Genomic DNA, 19,373 nt, shown 5'->3' with positions numbered 1-19,373 from the left:
AACACGATAAGGAGACACCCAATGCAATTCAGGAGTTTGCTAGCCGGTTCGGCTATGTTGGCACTGTTGGCAGGCTGCGCATCTGGCCAGACCGATCAGAGTGAACAGGCACCGGCGATGAGCGCGTCCCAGGCGAACTATCAGGGCACGCTGCCTTGCCGCAACTGTGACGGCATCGATCTGGATGTCACGTTGGAAGGTGAAGAGAGCAGTGACCCGCAGGAGCGTACGTTCGCGCTGCAGGCAAGCTATCGTAATCATCCCCAAACGCCGCCGGACGAAAACTACACCGGTAACTGGGAAGTGCTGACCGGTACGCCTTCTGATTCGAACGCGACCGTGTACGAACTCACGCCCAATGGCGATGGCCAGATCTACTACTTCCAGAAGATTAGCGAGCAAACCCTCGAACTGATCGACCCGGAACGCCGCCGCTTTGAAAACGGCGAGATGCTGCAGCTTCAGCGCCAGTAAGCGCGCAGAAACTGCACATTGTTCGATAGACAAAGGCGGCCGCGAGCCGCCTTTTGTGTTTTTGCCAGGCGTTGGTTAGACCATGGTAGACAGTGAGACAGGAGCGAAACGGCGTGGCAAAAGCAAAGAGCGCCTTTGTGTGTACCGAATGCGGTGCCGAGTACCGTAAGTGGCAAGGGCAGTGCTCGAGCTGCAACGAATGGAATACGCTAAGCGAGGTCCGCCTGGCGAGCGCCCGGCCCGGTAGCGGCGCCCCCGCTCAAGGACGCGGCGGCTACGCGGGGGATCTTTCCCGCGACGTGGTCGACTTGAGCAATGTCGATTTAAGCGAAGTGCCCAGGCTCAGCTCGACCTTCGGCGAGTTCGACCGCGTGCTGGGCGGCGGGCTGGTTCCGGGCTCCGCGGTGCTGCTGGGCGGCAACCCCGGCGCGGGTAAGTCGACCCTTTTACTGCAAACCGCCTGCAAGCTCGCCCAGCAGCGGCGTATCATGTACGTGACCGGTGAAGAGTCGCTTTCCCAGGTCGCCATGCGCGCCCACCGCCTACAGTTACCGACCAGCGGGCTCAAGATGCTGGCCGAAACCAGCGTCGAGACGATTTTAGCGGTCGCCGAGCGCGAAAAGCCCGAAATACTGGTGATCGACTCGATCCAGACCATGCACCTGGAAGACATCAGCTCCGCGCCTGGCGGGGTCGCCCAGGTGCGCGAATCGTCGGCGGCGCTGACCCGTTTCGCCAAGCAGAGCAATACGGTGTTATTGCTGGTCGGCCACGTCACCAAGGATGGCACCCTGGCCGGGCCCAAGGTGCTCGAGCACATGATCGACGCCTCATTGCTTTTGGAAGGCGGCGCCGACTCGCGCTTTAGAACCTTGCGCGGTCAGAAAAATCGCTTTGGCGCGGTGAACGAGCTGGGTGTCTTTGCCATGCTGGAACAGGGCATGAAAGAGGTCAAAAACCCCAGTGCCATTTTCCTCTCCCGCCCGGAAGAGCAGTCGCCGGGTAGCCTGGTCATGGTGGTGTGGGAAGGTACGCGGCCGATTCTGGTCGAGGTGCAGGCGTTGGTGGATGAATCGGCGCTGGGCAACCCACGGCGCGTCGCGGTAGGCGTGGATCAAAACCGCCTGGCAATGCTGCTGGCCGTGCTCAACCGCCACGGTGGGCTTTTCACCGGTGACCAGGACGTCTTCTTGAACGTAGTGGGCGGTGTCAAAGTGCTGGAGACCAGCGCCGATTTAGCGGTGCTGCTGGCAGTGGTGTCGAGCCTGCAAAACCGGGCGCTGGCCAAGGAGCTGGTGGTGTTTGGCGAGGTGGGGCTTTCCGGCGAGATCCGCCCGGTGCCCAGCGGCCAGGAGCGCATTGTCGAGGCGGCCAAGCACGGCTTTTTGCGCGCTATCGTGCCGCGGGCCAACGCCCCGAAGCAGCCACCCAAGGGGATGGAAGTCATCCCCGTCGATAAACTAAGCGATGCGCTGGAAGCACTTTAAGCTGTACTACGCTTTTAGATACGACGCTTTTAACAGCGGCCTGTCGTCATAGACGCGAAACGACGGGCCAATACCAATAACGACGCACCAATGGATTTTTTTCAAGGAGCGATACGATGAGTTCGATTCGACTAACCCAATATAGCCACGGCGCCGGTTGCGGCTGCAAAATCGCCCCGGACGTGCTGGACAGCATTCTAGCCAAGGCGGGGCCGGCCGCGGGGCACAAGCAGTTGATCGTCGGCAACCAGGGCCGGGAAGACGCCGCCGTGTATGACCTGGGCGACGGCCGCGGGATGGTCTCGACGACCGACTTTTTCATGCCGATCGTCGATGACCCCTTCGATTTCGGCCGTATTGCCGCGACCAACGCCATTAGCGACATTTACGCCATGGGCGCCACGCCGGTCATGGCGCTGAGCATTCTGGGCTGGCCGGTGGACAAGCTTGCCCCGGAGATCGCCGGCGACGTCATCGCCGGCGCCCAGGGCGTGTGCCGCGAGCTTGGTGTAGCGCTGGCCGGCGGGCACTCCATCGATGCGCCGGAGCCGATATTTGGCCTGGCGGTCAACGGCCTGGTCCAGCTCGACCAGCTCAAGCTCAACAGCAGCGCCAAACCCGGCGACCTGCTCTATTTGACCAAGCCTTTGGGCGTGGGAATTTTGACCACGGCGGAGAAGCGCGGCCTGTTGGAAGACGGCCACCACGGCCTTGCCCGTGAAACCATGCTGAAATCCAACCGCATCGGTATCGAGCTTGCCAAGGTCAAAGGCCTCAACGCCATGACCGATGTGACCGGCTTCGGCCTGGCCGGCCACCTGAGCGAGATTTGTAGCGCCAGCAACGTGATGGCCCAGGTCGATTTTCGCCGCCTGCCGCGGCTTTCCGAGGCCGAAGCCTACCGGCGTCACGGCGCGGTGCCCGGTGGCACGCTGCGCAACCGCGACGCCTTGGGCACCCAGCTGCCCGCCATGGACGAAGCCCACTGGCAGTGGCTTTGCGACCCGCAGACCTCCGGCGGCCTTTTGCTCAGCGTCGACCCCGCCTGGCAGGATGATGTCGAGCGCGTTGGTCGCGAGCACGGCCTGAACCTGCAGCCCTTCGGTACACTGAAGGCGCGCGCAGGCGACGCGTTGATCGAAGTGGTTGGGTAAATGACCACCGACCTACCCGCTACGACCGCGCTGATTGGCAAGGGCGCGCCGCTGGTCGATGTGCGCGCGCCGGTGGAGTTCGCCCAGGGCGGCCTGCCCGGCGCGGTCAACCTACCGCTAATGGTGGACGAAGAGCGCCACCAGGTAGGCATCGCTTATAAAGAGCACGGCCAGCAAGCCGCGATCGCGCTGGGCGAGCGTCTGGTCAGCGGCGACGTTAAAAAGGCGCGCATCGAGGCCTGGCGCGGGTATCTCGAGCGCCACCCCGAGGCGGTGCTTTACTGCTTTCGTGGCGGCCTGCGCTCGCAGATCGCCCAGCAGTGGCTTGCGGAGGCGGGCATCGATGTACCGCGTATTCAAGGCGGTTGGAAAGCCATGCGCCGCGCGCTCTGTGAGCGTATCGACCAGGCCGCCGAGCAGCCGATGCTGGTCGTGTCGGGGCTGACTGGCTCGGCCAAAACGGTGCTGATCAACCAGCTGCAAAACGGCATCGATTTGGAAGCCTGCGCCAATCACAAGGGCTCGGCGTTTGGTCGCCAACCCGATGAACCGGCCACTCAGATCGATTTCGAGCACGCCCTGGCCCGGCAGCTGTTGGGTCAAAACGCCAAGCTGGTCATGGAAGACGAGTCACGCCAGATCGGCAGTGCCAATATTCCGCTCACCTTTTGGCAGGCGCTCGAGAAGGCGCCGCGTATTCGCGTCGAGATGCCGCTGGACTGGCGCCTGGAGCAGCTTCGTTATGACTATATCGAAGCGCTGGAGGCGGCGTACGCGGCGCGCTTTGGCCCCGAGCAGGGCTGGGAGCGCATGAAAGAGCAGCTCTCCAACAGCCTCAAACGCTTAGCCAAGCGGCTGGGCAACGCCCGGCTGCAGCGCCTTCAACGGCTGCAGGCCTTGGCGTTTAGCGCTCACGCCCAGGGCAACGTGCAGGCCCACGAAGCCTGGCTTGGGCCACTTTTGACCGAATATTACGATCCGCTATACCGCTACCACCTGGAGCGGCGCCAGAACGCCCCGGCACCGCTCCACGTAGGCGATTGGGATAGCTGCCTGGAAGCCGCCCGGGCGTGGAGCGCCTAGGCGCGCGCTAACCACTGCAGCATCACCCGGTCCAAAAGCGGGGCCAGGCCGTGAAAGCGCCCGGGGTTCTCCATGATGGCCTGCTCGCTTTGCAGGTAACGGTCGAGCGCCTGAGTGCCGGGCGTGGCTGGCGGGTGTTCGAACAACCCGGCCACGCTCTGCGCCGTCGCCTCGAGGTGGCACATAAGGCCGACCACCCGCCCGCCGTCCCAGGCAAAGCCCTGAAGCGGGGCGGCTTCGCTTCCGCCTAACGGCAAAGCGTCCTCGGGCAGGCTAAACACGAAGCGGTGCCACATGAACGCCTCGAAGCGTTCCGGCAAATCGAACGGGCTATCTGGCGCAAGCGTCACCGTGTGCCAGCCGGTTTCCGGGTAGGTGCCCGGCGCGATTACCGCGTCCAGGGCCTCGGCGATCCAAAGCGCCCCCAGGCCGATACCCAGTACCGGGCGCTGGCCGTCCAGATAGCGGTTGAGAAGCTTTTTTTCTGCCTTGAACCAGGCGGGGGGATCCTTGGCTAGCGTCTCCGGGCCATCGAGTACGATGAGCGCGTCGCATTCGCCGTGGCGCGGAGTGAGCTCGCCTTCGAACAGGCGGAACACGGTGTAGCTGTGGCCCATGCTCTCGAGCCAGTCGGTAAGACGCGCGGGGCCGTGGTCAGGGCCGTGCTGTAGCAAATGAATATGCATGGTACTCTCCTCGCCGGCCGTCGTTCACTGCGAAAATATCGCTTGGGTGTGCGACGATAGCGTATCGCCTTGTTTTCACCAATACCGTTTTCACCAATACCGTTTTTACCCATATAAAGGCTCAGGAAATCAACATGGTGGCCAAACCTCTTGGATTTTATCAAAAGCTGCAAACGCTTTCGCTGACGGCCCAGCAAGCCTTTATGGCGGCCCTTTGTGAGCGGCTGATCCCCAACTACGCGCTTTACGAGCAGACCACCGGTCACGGCGATAGCCATACACTTAAAACCGTGTTGAGCCTGGTATGGGAGCGGCTCACGGTGCCCAACGCCAGCATCGATTTTGCCCGCCAGGCGGAGAAGCTGGCCGATTGCGAGCCGCCCGCCGAGGACGACAGCTTCGGTGCCCGCCGGGCGCTGGATGCGGTGGTGTCCGTCACCTCGCTGCTGGATACGCTGCAGGGGGAAGCCGGCGAGGCGGTGCTGGATGTGAGCCGCACCTCTCGGGCCGGCGTGCGCGCCTTTATCGAACTCACCGAAGGGGAGGAGGATGCCCAGAAGCTTGCGCTGATCATTCGTGATCACCCGCTAATGGAAGACGAAAACGACTTTCAGGACGCGGTGCTGGAAGCGGTGAGTGCGCCCCTCGATAAGGCCGCGTTAAAAGAAATACGCGTGCTTGGCCGCAACGGCGGCATCAGCAACCTGGGGCTAAGCCTTGATGAGGACGACGACGCTTAAAACACGCTTTTGAGCGCCTGGATGACCCGGCCGGCCTGGGCCGTGCCGGGTGAATCCACGGGCTTGAGTTACAGGCGCATCTCGATGCCGCGCTCGGCCATGAAGCGCTTGGCTTCAGGAATCGTGTACTCGCTGAAGTGAAAGATGCTGGCCGCCAGCACCGCGTCGGCACCGCCTTTCAATACGCCGTCGACCAGGTGCTCCAGGGTGCCCACGCCGCCCGAGGCGATCACCGGCACGCTCACCGCCTCGGAAATGGCGTGGGTCACGCCCAGGTCGAAGCCGCTTTTGGTGCCGTCGCGGTCCATGCTGGTCAGCAGCAATTCGCCGGCACCCAGTTCGACCATCTTCTTCGCCCACTCGACGGCGTCCAACCCGGTTGGTTTGCGCCCACCGTGGGTGAAGATTTCCCAGCGCGGCGTTTCGCCCTCCTTGGAGACCATTTTGGCGTCGATCGCCACCACGATGCACTGGCTGCCGAAGCGTTCGGCGGCTTCGAAAACGAAATCCGGATTGGTCACCGCAGCGGTGTTGATCGACACCTTGTCGGCGCCGGCGTTGAGCATGGTGCGAATGTCGTCGCAGGTGCGGATACCACCGCCCACCGTGAGCGGAATGAACACTTCGCCGGCGATACGCGACACCATGTCCACCGTGGTCGCGCGCTCGTCGGAGCTTGCGGTGATATCCAAAAAGGTGATCTCGTCGGCGCCCTGCTGGTTATAGCGCTTGGCGATCTCCACCGGGTCGCCGGCATCGCGAATGCCCACGAAATTGACGCCCTTGACCACGCGGCCCGCGTCGACATCCAGGCAAGGGATGATCCGCTTGGCCAGGCTCATACCTTGCCCCCGGTCAGCTCGTCGCTCAGGCGCTGGGCCTCACGCACGTCCAGGCTTCCTTCATAAATGGCGCGGCCGGTAATGGCGCCCAGAATACCGCTATCCGCTACGCCACAAAGCGCCTGGATGTCGTCGAGGTTGGTTACCCCGCCGGAGGCGATGACCGGAAGGCCCCCTTCACGAGCAAGCTCCGCGGTGGCCTCGATATTGACGCCCTGCATCATCCCGTCCCGGGCGATGTCGGTGTAGACGATGCTCGAAACGCCGTCATTGGCGAAGCGCTTGGCAAGTTCGGTCGCCTTGATGGTGGAGACCTCCGCCCAGCCGTCGGTGGCCACGAAGCCATCTTTTGCATCCAGGCCAACGATGATCTTGCCGGGAAAGGCGCGGCACATTTCACCGACGAATGCTGGCTCTTTCACCGCCTTGGTACCGATGATCACGTAGGAAACGCCGGCGCTCAGGTAGTGCTCGATGGTTTCCGCGCTGCGAATGCCGCCGCCGATCTGAATGGGTAGATCCGGGTAGGCGCGGGCGATGGCGGTGACCGCCTCGCCGTTGACCGGCTTGCCTTCGAAAGCGCCGTTCAAATCGACCAGGTGCAGGCGGCGCGCACCGGCGTCTACCCAGCGGGCGGCCATGGCGACCGGGTCATCGCCGTAGGAGGTGGCATCCTCCATACGGCCCTGCTTCAAGCGCACGCACTGGCCGTCTTTGAGATCAATCGCGGGAATAACTAGCATGGTAAATCCTCTCAGGGCGTCCAGGTAACGAAGTTTTCAAGCAGGCGAAGACCCGCGCGTGCGCTTTTTTCCGGGTGAAACTGTACGGCGAACGTAGCGTCGCGGCCAATGGCCACGTGGGCTTTCACCTTGCCGTACTGGGTCGTGCCCAACACGTGGGCGTCCTGGCTGGCGTTGACGTAGTAGCCGTGCACGAAATAGAAGCGCTCGTCGTTTTCGATACCCGCCCACAACGGGTGGTCGTGGTGCTGGGTAAGCCGGTTCCAGCCCATGTGCGGCACCTTCAGGCGCTGGTCGTGCTCGTCGCGCATGTCCGGGGGAAAACGGTCGACGCTGCCCTGAAAAAAGCCCAGGCAGTCCACGCCGCCGTTTTCTTCGCTTTTCTCCATCAGCATTTGCTGGCCTACGCAAATGCCCAAAAGCGGCTTGGCCTGGCGGGTCAGAATATCGTCGACCAAACCGCGAAGCTCGGTACGTTCGAGTTCGCCAATGCAATCGCGAATTGCGCCCTGGCCTGGCAGCACCACGCGGGTGGCGCCCAGAATACGGCGGGCATCCCGGGTGATGATGACGTTTTCGTGTGTGACGTGTTCAAGCGCCTTGGCCACGGAATGCAGGTTGCCCATTCCATAATCGATAACGGCAATGGTCATTACGCGCTCCTTTTAGTGGTTAGCGAAGTTGACCGGCAGGCAGCCTTCGACATTAAAGCGTTCCCTTGGTCGAGGGCATCTGTCCGGCCATTCGCGCGTCTTCGGCCAGCGCCATGCGTAGCGCCCGGCCAAAGGCCTTGAAAATGGTTTCTGCCTGGTGGTGGGCGTTGTCTCCCTTGAGGTTGTCGATATGCAGCGTCACGCGGGCGTGGCTGACGAACCCCTGGAAAAACTCGCTGAAAAGCTGGGTGTCCATTCGCCCGATGGTAGCGCGGGTGAAGACGGCATTCATGAAAAGGCCCGGCCGGCCGGAGAAATCCACCACCACGCGGGAAAGCGCTTCATCCAACGGCACGTAAGCGTGGCCGTAGCGGTAGATGCCGCGCTTGTCGCCCACGGCTTCATTGAACGCCTGGCCCAGGGTGATGCCTAAATCCTCGACCGTATGGTGGTCGTCGATGTGCAGGTCGCCGGTCACGTCGAGCTCGATATCGATCATCCCGTGTCGCGCGACCTGGTCCAGCATGTGATCAAGAAACGCCACGCCGGACTCACCTTTTAGATGGCCCTGGCCGTCCAGATTGATCGTGACGGTGATCTGCGTTTCGTTGGTGTCACGGCTGACCGTGGCAATTCGCGCTGACATGTTGCATCTCCTGCGCTTACGCGCATAGTGGGGCGGCGGGCATGGGCTTCGGTAACCCCCGGGGCCTGGACATAATAGCGAGCCAAAACAACCATTATAGAGAATCGATGACCCCATCCGCTACAATGCGCGATAAGGTTGCCACTTTACCGGCGCCCATCGAGCGGCTTAGCCGTAGCCAGGAGGATTTCAGCATGCCGGTGACGCTTTTCTACGTTGACCAGGCCCGGTGGGAGGCCGACGAACACATACGCCTCGATTTGAAGCGTATCTATGAGGACGCCCCCCAGGCGCGCATCAAGACCCTTGAGGTGGCGCCCTTCATCGAGGAGCACCTCGAGAACCGGCAATTCTTTGCCTGCGCCCATTTCAATGAACACCTGCTGGGGGCGGTGGCTATTTTCGAGGCCGAGGACCGCGCCTGGTGGTTGTCCGAGCTTTGCGTTCGCAAGAGCGCCCGGCGGCGTGGCGTAGGGTCACGCCTTATGGCACTGTTGGCCGAACAGGCAAAGCACCAGGGCCGCACGCTGCGCATTGCCACGGCGACATTGCCGCTGGCCGATCGCGTGCTGCTTTCCAAAATAGGCTATCGGCCGAGTTCCGTGGCCACTTCCAATGCCGGTAACGGCGCTTTTCACGAAAGCGACCCCAACGAGTATGTCGAGCTAGACCCACAAGGGAAAGGGTGATGAAACAGTTATTGCGTATTTTGCTGGCCGCGGTCGGTATTTTGGCCATGGTGGCCGTGGCCGCCGTGGTGTATGTCACCACCTTTTTGGATCCCGAGGATTTCAAACCGCGCCTGGTCGAGGTGGTCGAGGAGCAAACCGGGCTGAGCCTGGCGCTGGAAGGGCCGATCACCTGGTCGTTCTACCCGCGTATTGGCGTTAGCGTCGAACAGGCCCGCGCCTGGCTGCCCGAACAATCGCGGGACGAAACCTCCTTCGCCGCCGTCGACAGCGCCGAGGTAAGCGTGGCCTTCGCGCCATTGCTGCGCGGCGAAATCGCCGTCGATGGGCTGACCCTGGACGGCGTGCGCCTGAACCTCGAGCGCAACGCCGAAGGCGAGGGCAACTGGCAACTGCTCGTGGACCGGCTGGCCGAGCAGAATAGCGAAACCGCCGAAACCGTGCTGGCGCCGGCCAGCGCCGGCCCCCATGTCGATGCGGGCAATCTCTCGGTGGTGCTCAATATCGCCAGTGTCGAAGTGCGCAACGCCGATATCCGTTTTCGCGACGCGCCCAGCCAGTCGCTTTGGCGGCTACAGTCGTTGGATATTTCCGGCAGCAACGTCAACCCGGCGCGCTCCTTCCCGTTAAAGGCGATGTTCACCCTTACTCGGCACAACCGATTGGACGCCGAAGCGCTGGAGCGCCCACCGGTATTCACCAGCGAGGTCAGCCTTGAAACCCGTATGCGGCTGGGGCTGGACGAAGAGCAGGTCGTTTTCGAAAACTTCCAACTCGGCACGCGCTCGACCGACTCGCAAGAGAGCGAACCGCAGCAGCTAAGCCTAAGAGCCGCCGAAATGACCGCTCGGCTGGCCGAACAGCGCCTGAGCGTGAGCGAAGGCGTAATGGAAACCGGCTTTCGCCACGCCGAAAACTGGCAGGGCAGCCTGGCGATGACGCTGGCCTTTGCTCTCGATGCCGACTGGGCCGCGCAAACCGCCCAGTTACGCGATGCCCAGCTCACCGGCCCTGATGGGCTGCGCGTAAGCGGTCATCTCAATATCGAACAGCTCCAGGACGACCCGCAGTACCAGGGCCAGCTCAACGCCGCGCCCTTTACCCTGCGCCCTTGGCTTTCGCGCATGGGGGTCGAGCTCAATACCGCCAGCGAAGCCGCACTGAGCGACGTCGCCATGACCAGTCCGGTGCAGGGGAGCCTCGAGCAGATTTCGCTGCCGCAGCTTTCGCTGGTAATCGACAGCAGCACCTTCACCGGCGAGCTGGCCGCGGCGCTGGATGGCAGCGCGCTCAACTTCGATTTGACCGGCGACCAGCTCAACCTGGACCACTACTTGCCGGGGCCGGTCACCGCCCAGCAGGCCAGCCGGAGCATCATTCGCCGCGCCGTGGCCCAAGAAGAAAACCCGCTGCTGCCCCAGACGTGGCTTGCCACGCTGGATCTACAGGGTGATCTGGCGCTCGATCAGCTCGAGCTTGCCGGGCTCGTGTTCAACGACCCGGAGCTTGCGCTGCGGGGCGAGCAGGGCCTGCACCAGCTGACCGGGTTCGAGTCGCGCTTTTACGACGGGGCGCTCAACGCCACCGGCACCCTGGACGCCCGCGAGCCCATTTTGACCTGGCAGCTGGCACCTCAGGTAGAGGGCGTGCAGGTCGCCCCGCTGATCGAAACCTTCAGCGACGAAGAGTCCCCAATTCGCGGGCGCTTGAACATAGCGGGCGATCTCTCGACCCAGGGCAACACCCGCGACGTGCTGACCAGCAACCTCAACGGCGAGCTCGACGCGCGCCTGAACGACGGCGCGATTTTGCACACCAACGTCTCTCAACAGGTGTGCGAACTGGTGGCCCGCATCGAAGGCGAAGGGACGCTCAGAGACTGGCAGCCCGATACCCGTTTCGAGCAGTTTGGCGCTACCTTTAACGTACGCAACGGCGTGGTCACCAGCGACGACCTGCTGATCACCCTGCCGGGTATCGATATGCAGGGTGACGGCGAGCTCAACCTCAACAGCATGAACTTCCTGACCCGCGCCAACGCCCGGCTGGTCGATACCGCCGACGCGGCCTGCTCGGTCAACCCGCGCCTACAGGCCCTTGCGCTGCCCCTGCTGTGCGAAGGCCATATCGACGACGAAAAGTCCCAGTGGTGCCGTCTGGATCGCGAGGCCTTTCAGAGCTCGGTGGTGGCGCTGGTTAGAGACGAAGCCGGTAGTGAACTCGAAGAGCGACTGGGCGAAACGCTCGACAATATCGACCAACGCCTGGGAGAAGGTGCCGCGCGGGAACTGCGCAACGGTATCCGCAACCTGTTCGACTGATACTGGCCCCTTCGATTCGCCGGCCCAAGGGCCGGCGCTTTTGTTATCGCCCGCATTACCTCATTAACTGCTCTAAAGGGAGCTGGAACATTAAATGGCCGATACGCCCACGCCGTGCCTGACGGCCCCTGAATTTCAACACCGGCTGCTGACCTGGTTCGACCAGTATGGCCGTCACGATCTGCCCTGGCAGTCGCCGCGCAGCGCCTACCGCGTGTGGGTCTCGGAAATCATGCTGCAGCAAACCCAGGTAAATACCGTGATTCCCTACTTCGAGCGCTTCATGGAGCACTTCCCGACGCTTAAGGCGCTGGCCGATGCCCCCCAGGACGAAGTGCTCCACCTATGGACCGGGCTTGGCTACTACGCCCGCGCCCGCAACCTGCATAAAGCCGCGCGTATCGCCTGCGAGGAGCACGGCGGCGAACTGCCTTCTGAGAGCGTAGAGGCACTCACGGCGCTGCCCGGTATTGGCCGCTCCACCGCTGGCGCCATCATTGCCCAAAGCACTGGCGCCCGCGCGCCCATTCTGGACGGCAACGTCAAACGCTCGCTCACCCGGCTGCACGCCGTACCCGGCTGGCCCGGCAGGCCCGCCGTGGAGCGCAAGCTTTGGGCGCTGGCGGACTACTTCACCCCCGACGAGCGCCTCGCCGACTACACCCAGGCGGTCATGGATTTCGGCGCCACGCTCTGCACCCGAGCGCGACCCGATTGCATCATCTGCCCGTTCAACGATGTATGCGCCGCCTACCAGGAGGGCGCCCCGCAGCGCTACCCGGAATCCAAACCCAAAAAGACGCTGCCCACCCGCGAAACCATCATGCTGATGCTGCGCGACGACCAGGGGCGCGTATGGCTGGAGCAGCGCCCGCCTTCGGGGCTTTGGGGCGGGTTATGGGGGCTGCCGCAGTTCGACGACTACCAGGCCCTCGACGACTGGCTACAGACCCGGGTCAAAGCGCCCCATAAAGCGCACCCCTTGCCGGATTTTACCCACACCTTTAGCCACTTCCGGCTTTCGATCACCCCGCAGCCGGTGAGCTGCAAGGAAATGAACGGCGTGCACGAGCAGGGCGTATGGTACGACCCCAACGACCCGCCTGCCCTGGGCCTGGCTGCGCCGGTCAAGGCGCTGCTAAGTCAACTGGTGCCGTTTTCGCTTGATCCGACCCCGGGGCCCTAGCCCATACTCGGTATCGATTCCCCATTTCAAAAGGAGCACCCCATGAGCAACACGGTTTTCTGTCGTAAGTACCAGCAAGAGCTACCCGCGCTTGCGTTTCCGCCGCTGCCCGGCAAGCAGGGCCAGGAGATTCAGGCCACGGTGTCCCAAAAAGCCTGGGGGGAGTGGCAGGCGCTCCAGACCCGCCTGATCAATGAAAAGCACCTCAACATGCTCGAGCCGGAATCGCGCCAATACCTGATGGATCAGATGGAGCGCTTTTTAAATAACGAAACCACCGACCAGGCCGAAGGCTACGTGCCCCCCAGCCAGCCCTAGCCCACGAATGACGGGCGTTTTGGCCCGGCGGGGCCAGCGCCCATAAACGTGGCGCTTTGCCATAACCACGTGATCGGAAAGAAAGTTTCACAAAGGTGTTGACGAAAAGCGGACTTTTTAGTTTAATACGCACCGTTGGCAGCGGCCAGATAGCTCAGTTGGTAGAGCAGGGGATTGAAAATCCCCGTGTCGGCGGTTCGATTCCGTCTCTGGCCACCAAGCGTTGGGGTATCGCCAAGTGGTAAGGCACCGCTTTTTGGTAGCGGCATTCCCAGGTTCGAATCCTGGTACCCCAGCCATTGCCAACAAGATTTCTTGTTGACTGGCTCGCTGTAAAGCAAGGTAGTCAAATGTTCAAGAAAACGTGAAGCGCCGACATAGCTCAGTTGGTAGAGCAACTGACTTGTAATCAGTAGGTCCCGGGTTCGACTCCTGGTGTCGGCACCATTTAAAATGGTTAAAAGCTAAAACGTTAACGAACACGATCAAGCCGCCTTTTTAGGCGGCTTTTTTGTATGTCTAAAAAACGCCCACCGATGGACACGTTTGCCTTCTACAGACAGTGTTCGCTATATCGCCACTGCTCTTGCACTGTATTTGGCACTCCTCTTACAACTCAACTCTCTTAGCGCCACCAGTTGATTTCGACCCTTTTTTTAAATTCAAAAACGACTTACCGAAAATCAGTCACTTAGTGACCGGCTCAAGAAAAGGGTAATTCCGCGCTTGTAGACCAAAGTCCTTTAGCAATCAGATAATTACTCTTGATAGACTCTAGTTCGCTGCCGCGCAGGCAGCTTAGAAAGACTGGTTGAAGGCGGCTACAGTCTGCGACTCGTTCGCTGCCGCGCAGGCAGCTTAGAAAAGCGCTCGCAGCGCCGGAACCCATCGCTGCACGTTCGCTGCCGCGCAGGCAGCTTAGAAAACTTCAGGATGCTCGACAGGAATCTCGACGGAGTTCGCTGCCGCGCAGGCAGCTTAGAAAGCTCGCGGCGATCCGTCGCTCTGTAGCTTGCATGTTCGCTGCCGCGCAGGCAGCTTAGAAAACAATGCTCAGGGCTTACGTGCGATGGCCGGTGTTCGCTGCCGCTGTAAGCGAGCGACAGCTTTGGCACTACTTAGCGGCACCGTTGGCACCGCTAGGCACTGAGCAGAACCCGTGATTTTGCAACCAATTTGGCACAGCTTTTAAATAGAAATTTCTGACCACTTCGATATCAAGTTATTCTCGTCAACCTCATTCAAGATCTTTTGCCCACCTGGCCAGACAACCGCAATATCGCAGACGCTAGAAACTGATAAGCTGGTTCTGGCTACCTGTTGCATAACCTCAACTATCAACCTCATGTTTTGAGCTAGCGCTTCTCTTATATCTACATCGTCCCCAGGCAATTGCATTTTTTTGTTCAACAATGCGTCTAATTCAACTGCTTCATCAAAGGTGAAGTCGCTAGGGGGGAAGCATTTTGCTCGATATGATTCAAGACCAACCAGGTTTTCTTGGTTCAAGGATGGGTGGTAAGCAGCCATTTTCAAAACAGTCCCAAGACCTTCAGGGGCTGGAGATGAGTAACTGGCAAGCCAGCCTGTTGTCTGTAACGCTCTGGCAAATACACTTGACTCTGGGTGGGATCGCGAAAAGCTATTTCTAGCATCTTGTATAGCTGAAAGGACTTGATCCATGTAGCAGATCTTCGCCGTTTGTAGGTGCTCCTTGACTGGGGTAAGTAGCTCAACCAATCCGCATCCCGTTACGACGCCGAAAGGCGTATGAACTATTTTATCTGCTTGCTGATGGACTGGGTGCATATCCCCAGCAGAGTCGATGCATACCTCTGCTTTATCGGCAGCAATCAGGCCTACCTTTCCCATATGAATTGCTACTAGAAGAGTCACATTATCGCCTCTTTAAAATAGTCCCGCCGGCTCCGCCTCCACATCCCAACTGAAAATCAGCACCTCTTTGGCATCTGCCCCTTTGCCACCCCCTACGGTATAGCGGATGTCGGTGGTCTCGATGTGGTAGGCCGCGAAGATCCGGCGGATGTCGGGGTGGTCGTTGAGGCTTATGATGGCCTTTCCTTTAAGCTTGGCCAGCATGCTCGCCATTTGTTCGTATTGCTCTATCCCAAAGGGTACCCCATATCCTTCTGTCTGCCAGTAGGGCGGGTCCATATAGAAGAAGGTATGCGGACGATCGTAGCGCTCGATGCAGTCCTGCCAGCTCAGGTGCTCGATGAAGGTGCTGGCCAGCCGCAAGTGGGCAGTTGACAGCGACTCTTCTAAGCGCAATAGGTTAAGGCCTGGCGGGGCGGTAGTTGCTGTGCCGAAGTTCTGACCCTCAACGCGGCCGCCGAAGGCGTTCTGTTGCAGGTAATAGAAGCGGGCGGCGCGCTGTATGTCTGTGAGCGTTTCGGGACGAGTCATCTTGAGCCACTCGAATACCTGGCGGCTGGAAAGTGCCCACTTGAACTGTCTGACGAACTCCTCAAGATGGTTCTGCACCACGCGGTACAGGTTGACCAGATCGCCGTTCACATCGTTCAGCACTTCGACCTCGGCGGGTACTGCGCGCATGAAGAATAAGGCGGCCCCTCCTGCGAAGGGCTCGACGTAGCACTGGTGCGGCGGCATCAGTGGAAAGATACGATCAGCTAGACGGCGCTTGCCGCCCATCCAGGGAATGATTGGGGTAGCCACGAGGCGTCTCCTTTGGAGGTTTGGAGCTCGTGGCTCTCTGTTGGTTGAGGTGCCGACAACGCGGGCACTGGATCTCGATAAACTGGTAATCACTGGCCATGGCCAGCTTACGGTTGCACTGCTTACAACGAATTTCTGTTAACACCGTATCAAGCCTTCTAACGTTCTAACGTTTGGCTTAGACTTTCCGTGCCTCGCGAGGCAGGGGAGTCTTGGCCGACTTGCAGGCTTGATCTGCTTGTTGGTGGCCACCCTCGGTGTTGCTGCACCTGGGGTGGTCACTCCTCTTCACTCTCTCTTCACGGGCTTGCTGATGGAATCCTCAGATCAAGACCGCAATTACCGCCTCATCCAATGGCGCAAAAAGCTCGAGCGCAGTGGTAAGGGCTGGCGCCGTTTTACCGATTTACGCTTGCCTCGGCGCATCATTGAGTTCCATATCATCCACGATGACACCCTTTATAGTGGGCGGTGGCCCGAAACCAGCCGGGATTCGTTCGAGCTGAATACGCCGGGTACCGCTACTTTTGTGCTTCATCGTCGGGATTTGATGAGCTCCGGGGTCTGGCGGGTTGCGCCGGACCAGGATGCGCCGTTAGGAATGATCCGCCGTCCTTGGCGGTAAGCTCAGGGCTTGGCATCCTCCCAGAAGTTATCGTCTTCCCACTCAGGTGCCGGGGCTTCTCCAGTTTTCTCCCAGAAGTCGTTGTCTTCCCATTCGGGGTTTGGGGTGTTTTCTACTGCTTGGGTATTGCTCTCGACGTTTTGCATATAAGTCTCCATTATCAAAGGAATTATGTATCTCTCTGGATACTGGGCCTTTGACAATCGAGTTTTAAGGCGTGTTGCTTCAATATCGGTCAATTAGTGATTTATTAAGCACCCGCAATCATGCCGAAGTTGGCAGGGCGTTGGTACTCGAATGTGCCTCCTTCGCCATCATCGAATTGCTGCACGGGTCGGGGATAGACGCGGTCGTAAATGGCTTTAGTATTGGCATCGGCGCGTACTGCATCGAACAAGGCGTCGGCTGTGCCTTTGCCGCTAAATTCGCGCTCAGCCAAAATCTGTACACCCTCAATACCTCGCCACTGGTCTGCCTCAGTCGCATCCAGCCGAGCGTAGATCATGACTTCATCGCCATTTGAAACAGCGGGCGTGCGTGCAAAGCCGGTCACCGTGGGTGGTTGAGAGATTGAGCCGTCGTCGTTGCGCTCGAGCAGATTGGGATAACTCGCATCGAGCGTTGTAACCAACGCGGGGAAATCGGGCGTGTGAATGATGGCGTCGATCATGCGGTTAGCTCCTTTAGCTCTGATTCGTTTAACGCTTCTGGCAATAAAAAGCATTCCTCAACTTGCAGCGAGGGGGTCACAAACCCGCCATCCCGAGCCAAAACGATCTTCTCTATAAAATTCAGCTCGGATATCAAATTGCTGGCATATGTATTACCGTCGACTGCAAGCACCACGCCGGTACTACTGCATGAGATCGCTGCGGTAAACCAACTATTGCCTGGGTTTTGAGGGCTCATGTTGAGCCCGCTACTAAACAATTGAGTGCCGTTATCTATGCAGATAACAGATAACCTGTTTGACTGCCGCTGGTCTCGTGTGATTACCAAGCGGCTGTTGTTACTGTCATTCCCACTTAATTGAATAACCCCATCTCGTGAACCCGAGCGTGTATTTCTGTTCACGAACCGTGCTTTTATAACGACGGTCAGGTTTATTCCTGCCTCTCCATTCAAGTCGTACGCTATAAAATCGCGACTGCGAGTGGCAGGGGTTCCTCGTGTGGGTATATAGCTAGTGACATACTCCCATTCTTCAATCTGGAACCCACCCAGCCATTTGTTTGTCCCGTATATCGCCGTACGTAAACGCTCAACATCCAGACCAAGCGCGCTCACCGTGAGCCACACTCTGTAGAAACCGCCCCCCAAGTCTTCATAATCAAAAGTGACACCGTCATTATTATTCGATGAAAACGTCTTACTTGAGTAGTCAAAATAGAGCTCACCTACAGCCGCAGTATCCTGCCCACGCAGCTCACCGCGAATAACCGTGGTGTTTTCATCTTCTCCCTTGTCATGGAAATACACGGACCATGTCGCCACCTCGGTAGTCGATGACACATCCGTTAACCTCACGCTGCCGCCTGTAAACCTGTCCAGTACGACATCGCCTTTTTGAACTGGTGTGTTAGCCCACGCGTTTTGAGTACGAGTGATAGGCCATTGACCATCCGCCATTTGTGATAACGGCAGTATATTCGTGGAAGACCACTCAATGAGGGCAGAGGCACATGCGTCCTGTCCCCCACCCCAGTGCCGAGCGATCATATTACTCGAGATCTCACGCATTTTCCGGTCGGGGCCTAGCACGTACTTGGGGGATGACCTGGTTGTTTTAATCAGCTCATTCGCTGAATTTACGACTCTATCTCCATTATCGCGAACGTACTCATTACCGGCAAAATCGAAAATCAGCGTGGCTTTACGCTTGTAAAAGGCTGTCAAATTATTGCGAAGCGACCCAGCATACGCTTCCACATACTTTTGTGCGTTTTCAGCACGCTCGGCATTGCGAGCGGCGGCATCGATTTTAGCCGCGTACTTCTGCGTATAACCCGCCATCGCGACGGCGTTCTTCATCAGGGGGACCAAGCGAGTGATGTAGCCGAGCCCATCGAGTCCGGTATTGGGGTCGGCATCGTCTGAATACGTTTTGCCGTCGCCTCCCAAGGCGGCCGGGAATGTGACGCGATTAGCCATTACAGGATCTCCAAAAGTGACATGGCGTGCTGATAGTTGTTGTGATAGGGGTAGCTGATGTCGTTCAGCTCTGTTTGGTGGGCCACCATTGCGCGCGCAAAGTTGGTGGGGCTGGGAACCGGTGACCAGAGGTAGAGGATCTCGCCAACCACGTCTTCGGTACGTTGAAGCCGGTGAATGCGCATGAAGGCTTCATCTTCCGTCAAATGGTTGAGGTCGAACATGACGGTGCGTTTGGGCGTAACTCGGCGGGCATAGCCGGTGCGGGCGGCATCGCCGGCGCGCGTGATTTCGGTGCCGGAGTCGTAACCGTGACGTACGCCGCGATCGAGGTTATAGCGGGGCTGCCAAACGTCAGTCAGCAGAACGCGCCCCAGGATAATAGCGCCTTCTTGGTTAGCGGGATCGCTTAGCTCGACATGCACGCTGCTTCCCAGCAGGCGCTCGCTGAACAGGACGATGGCCAAGGGCGTGTAGTTCTTCCGGTCGTCTTCCGAGAGCCGCCGATTCCAGAAATTGTCATCGCCCCAGACCACGCTCTCCAGGTCGTAAAGCGCCGGCCAGACGTCGTGCCAGCTGGTGTCATGGATCAAATCCGTTCCCGCTGAATCTCGATAGACACGAGCCCGCACGGTCGCCGACGCACTCATGTTATGAGCGGGCATGGCGACGGCATGAATACGTTGGCGCTTTGGCAGAGTGATCCAGTACTGTGTATCCGCCCGGCTGAGCGAGCGTGACTTGGCCACGACCGAAAAGCGACCGTCTTGTACATGCTCGAGCGGCAGCGAGGCGAGCCACCGCCCGCCACTGACTGTGGCTCGCTCTATATAGTTGGGCCAGCACAGCGCAATTTTATTGGGATCAAGTGCCAC

The 19,373-nt window shown here is 59.6% G+C and carries 22 protein-coding genes, 3 tRNA genes and 1 CRISPR repeat array; of the genes, 13 read left to right on the top strand and 12 right to left on the bottom strand.

Annotated features, from left to right (window positions below):
- Positions 1-21: 21 nt before the first annotated feature.
- From ACWHVV_RS15120 to mnmH, 4 genes are all read left to right on the top strand, one after another.
- On the top strand, positions 22-474 hold the full coding sequence (locus ACWHVV_RS15120; RefSeq protein ID WP_447926969.1) for a copper resistance protein NlpE N-terminal domain-containing protein: 453 nt from the start codon (positions 22-24) through the stop codon (positions 472-474).
- Between the two features lie 113 nt (positions 475-587).
- Positions 588-1,961, top strand: a complete 1,374-nt coding sequence (gene radA / locus ACWHVV_RS15115; RefSeq protein WP_447894276.1) for a DNA repair protein RadA — start codon at positions 588-590, stop codon at positions 1,959-1,961.
- A gap of 116 nt (positions 1,962-2,077) precedes the next feature.
- Positions 2,078-3,115 carry a selenide, water dikinase SelD gene (gene selD, locus ACWHVV_RS15110; RefSeq protein WP_447926968.1) on the top strand — a complete coding sequence of 346 codons (1,038 nt, stop codon included), beginning with the start codon at positions 2,078-2,080 and terminating at the stop codon, positions 3,113-3,115.
- On the top strand, positions 3,116-4,198 hold the full coding sequence (gene mnmH / locus ACWHVV_RS15105; RefSeq protein ID WP_447926967.1) for a tRNA 2-selenouridine(34) synthase MnmH: 1,083 nt from the start codon (positions 3,116-3,118) through the stop codon (positions 4,196-4,198). It abuts the gene before it with no gap.
- Here mnmH and ACWHVV_RS15100 read toward each other — a convergent pair.
- Positions 4,195-4,884, bottom strand: coding sequence for a type 1 glutamine amidotransferase (locus tag ACWHVV_RS15100; protein ID WP_447926966.1), 690 nt, complete (start codon positions 4,882-4,884; stop codon positions 4,195-4,197). The two genes, mnmH and ACWHVV_RS15100, sit on opposite strands and share 4 nt — an antisense overlap.
- Before the next feature lie 134 nt (positions 4,885-5,018).
- Here ACWHVV_RS15100 and ACWHVV_RS15095 point away from each other — a divergent pair, with 134 nt between their 5' ends.
- Positions 5,019-5,624, top strand: coding sequence for a YjaG family protein (locus ACWHVV_RS15095; RefSeq protein ID WP_447926965.1), 606 nt, complete (start codon positions 5,019-5,021; stop codon positions 5,622-5,624).
- Between the two features lie 68 nt (positions 5,625-5,692).
- On the opposite strand, the gene hisF is transcribed toward ACWHVV_RS15095, so the two are convergent.
- The 4 genes from hisF to hisB are packed head-to-tail and all read right to left on the bottom strand — an operon-like array spanning position 5,693 to position 8,508.
- Positions 5,693-6,466 (bottom strand): imidazole glycerol phosphate synthase subunit HisF, encoded by a 774-nt coding sequence (hisF, locus tag ACWHVV_RS15090; RefSeq protein ID WP_447926964.1) that lies wholly within the window; start codon positions 6,464-6,466, stop codon positions 5,693-5,695.
- Positions 6,463-7,209, bottom strand: coding sequence for a 1-(5-phosphoribosyl)-5-[(5-phosphoribosylamino)methylideneamino]imidazole-4-carboxamide isomerase (gene hisA, locus ACWHVV_RS15085; RefSeq protein ID WP_447926963.1), 747 nt, complete (start codon positions 7,207-7,209; stop codon positions 6,463-6,465). The genes hisF and hisA overlap by 4 nt, the downstream gene beginning before the upstream one ends.
- Positions 7,210-7,220: 11 nt before the next feature.
- Positions 7,221-7,862 (bottom strand): imidazole glycerol phosphate synthase subunit HisH, encoded by a 642-nt coding sequence (gene hisH / locus ACWHVV_RS15080; RefSeq protein ID WP_447529851.1) that lies wholly within the window; start codon positions 7,860-7,862, stop codon positions 7,221-7,223.
- A 52-nt stretch (positions 7,863-7,914) separates the two neighbouring features.
- Positions 7,915-8,508: an imidazoleglycerol-phosphate dehydratase HisB gene (gene hisB, locus ACWHVV_RS15075; protein ID WP_447926962.1), complete on the bottom strand. Its 594-nt coding sequence runs from the start codon at positions 8,506-8,508 to the stop codon at positions 7,915-7,917.
- 194 nt (positions 8,509-8,702) lie between these two features.
- Between hisB and ACWHVV_RS15070 the strand changes: the two genes are divergently transcribed.
- From ACWHVV_RS15070 to ACWHVV_RS15040, 7 genes are all read left to right on the top strand, one after another.
- Positions 8,703-9,197 (top strand): acetyl-CoA sensor PanZ family protein, encoded by a 495-nt coding sequence (locus tag ACWHVV_RS15070; RefSeq protein ID WP_447929168.1) that lies wholly within the window; start codon positions 8,703-8,705, stop codon positions 9,195-9,197.
- Positions 9,197-11,518: an AsmA family protein gene (locus ACWHVV_RS15065; RefSeq protein WP_447926961.1), complete on the top strand. Its 2,322-nt coding sequence runs from the start codon at positions 9,197-9,199 to the stop codon at positions 11,516-11,518. The genes ACWHVV_RS15070 and ACWHVV_RS15065 overlap by 1 nt, the downstream gene beginning before the upstream one ends.
- A gap of 94 nt (positions 11,519-11,612) precedes the next feature.
- Entirely contained in the window at positions 11,613-12,704 is a 1,092-nt protein-coding gene (gene mutY / locus ACWHVV_RS15060) for an A/G-specific adenine glycosylase (protein WP_447926960.1), read from the top strand.
- Positions 12,705-12,746: 42 nt separating this feature from the next.
- A complete protein-coding gene (locus tag ACWHVV_RS15055) occupies positions 12,747-13,022 on the top strand; it encodes an oxidative damage protection protein (protein WP_447529847.1) in 276 nt (91 codons plus the stop codon).
- A 143-nt stretch (positions 13,023-13,165) separates the two neighbouring features.
- A tRNA-Phe gene (locus tag ACWHVV_RS15050) sits at positions 13,166-13,241 on the top strand.
- 5 nt (positions 13,242-13,246) lie between these two features.
- Positions 13,247-13,321, top strand: a tRNA-Gln gene (locus tag ACWHVV_RS15045).
- A gap of 72 nt (positions 13,322-13,393) precedes the next feature.
- Positions 13,394-13,469, top strand: a tRNA-Thr gene (locus ACWHVV_RS15040).
- A 330-nt stretch (positions 13,470-13,799) separates the two neighbouring features.
- A CRISPR array of direct repeats spans positions 13,800-14,068; the repeat unit is 28 nt; unit sequence GTTCGCTGCCGCGCAGGCAGCTTAGAAA.
- 142 nt (positions 14,069-14,210) lie between these two features.
- Here ACWHVV_RS15040 and ACWHVV_RS15035 read toward each other — a convergent pair.
- From ACWHVV_RS15035 to ACWHVV_RS15025, 3 genes are read right to left on the bottom strand one after another with little or no spacing between them, the layout of a single operon-like run.
- On the bottom strand, positions 14,211-14,918 hold the full coding sequence (locus ACWHVV_RS15035; RefSeq protein ID WP_447926959.1) for a hypothetical protein: 708 nt from the start codon (positions 14,916-14,918) through the stop codon (positions 14,211-14,213).
- 12 nt (positions 14,919-14,930) lie between these two features.
- Positions 14,931-15,722 carry a DNA adenine methylase gene (locus ACWHVV_RS15030; protein WP_447926958.1) on the bottom strand — a complete coding sequence of 264 codons (792 nt, stop codon included), beginning with the start codon at positions 15,720-15,722 and terminating at the stop codon, positions 14,931-14,933.
- A complete protein-coding gene (locus ACWHVV_RS15025; protein ID WP_447926957.1) occupies positions 15,673-15,867 on the bottom strand; it encodes a Com family DNA-binding transcriptional regulator in 195 nt (64 codons plus the stop codon). Before ACWHVV_RS15025 ends, ACWHVV_RS15030 begins: the two co-directional genes overlap by 50 nt.
- 168 nt (positions 15,868-16,035) lie before the next feature.
- Between ACWHVV_RS15025 and ACWHVV_RS15020 the strand changes: the two genes are divergently transcribed.
- Positions 16,036-16,347 carry a hypothetical protein gene (locus ACWHVV_RS15020; RefSeq protein ID WP_447926956.1) on the top strand — a complete coding sequence of 104 codons (312 nt, stop codon included), beginning with the start codon at positions 16,036-16,038 and terminating at the stop codon, positions 16,345-16,347.
- 2 nt (positions 16,348-16,349) lie between these two features.
- On the opposite strand, the gene ACWHVV_RS15015 is transcribed toward ACWHVV_RS15020, so the two are convergent.
- From ACWHVV_RS15015 to ACWHVV_RS15000, 4 genes are all read right to left on the bottom strand, one after another.
- The gene (locus ACWHVV_RS15015; RefSeq protein ID WP_447926955.1) at positions 16,350-16,493 is read right to left on the bottom strand and encodes a hypothetical protein; all 144 of its coding nucleotides are present in this window, start codon (positions 16,491-16,493) and stop codon (positions 16,350-16,352) included.
- A gap of 104 nt (positions 16,494-16,597) precedes the next feature.
- Positions 16,598-17,017 carry a hypothetical protein gene (locus tag ACWHVV_RS15010; protein ID WP_447926954.1) on the bottom strand — a complete coding sequence of 140 codons (420 nt, stop codon included), beginning with the start codon at positions 17,015-17,017 and terminating at the stop codon, positions 16,598-16,600.
- On the bottom strand, positions 17,014-18,498 hold the full coding sequence (locus ACWHVV_RS15005; RefSeq protein ID WP_447926953.1) for a phage head spike fiber domain-containing protein: 1,485 nt from the start codon (positions 18,496-18,498) through the stop codon (positions 17,014-17,016). The genes ACWHVV_RS15010 and ACWHVV_RS15005 overlap by 4 nt, the downstream gene beginning before the upstream one ends.
- A complete protein-coding gene (locus ACWHVV_RS15000) occupies positions 18,498-19,373 on the bottom strand; it encodes a hypothetical protein (protein ID WP_447926952.1) in 876 nt (291 codons plus the stop codon). The genes ACWHVV_RS15005 and ACWHVV_RS15000 overlap by 1 nt, the downstream gene beginning before the upstream one ends.

It is taken from the genome of Vreelandella sp. EE27 (assembly GCF_968206495.1).
The sequence above is the reverse complement of the archived record's forward strand: the minus strand, read 5'-3'. Positions and strand labels throughout refer to the sequence as shown.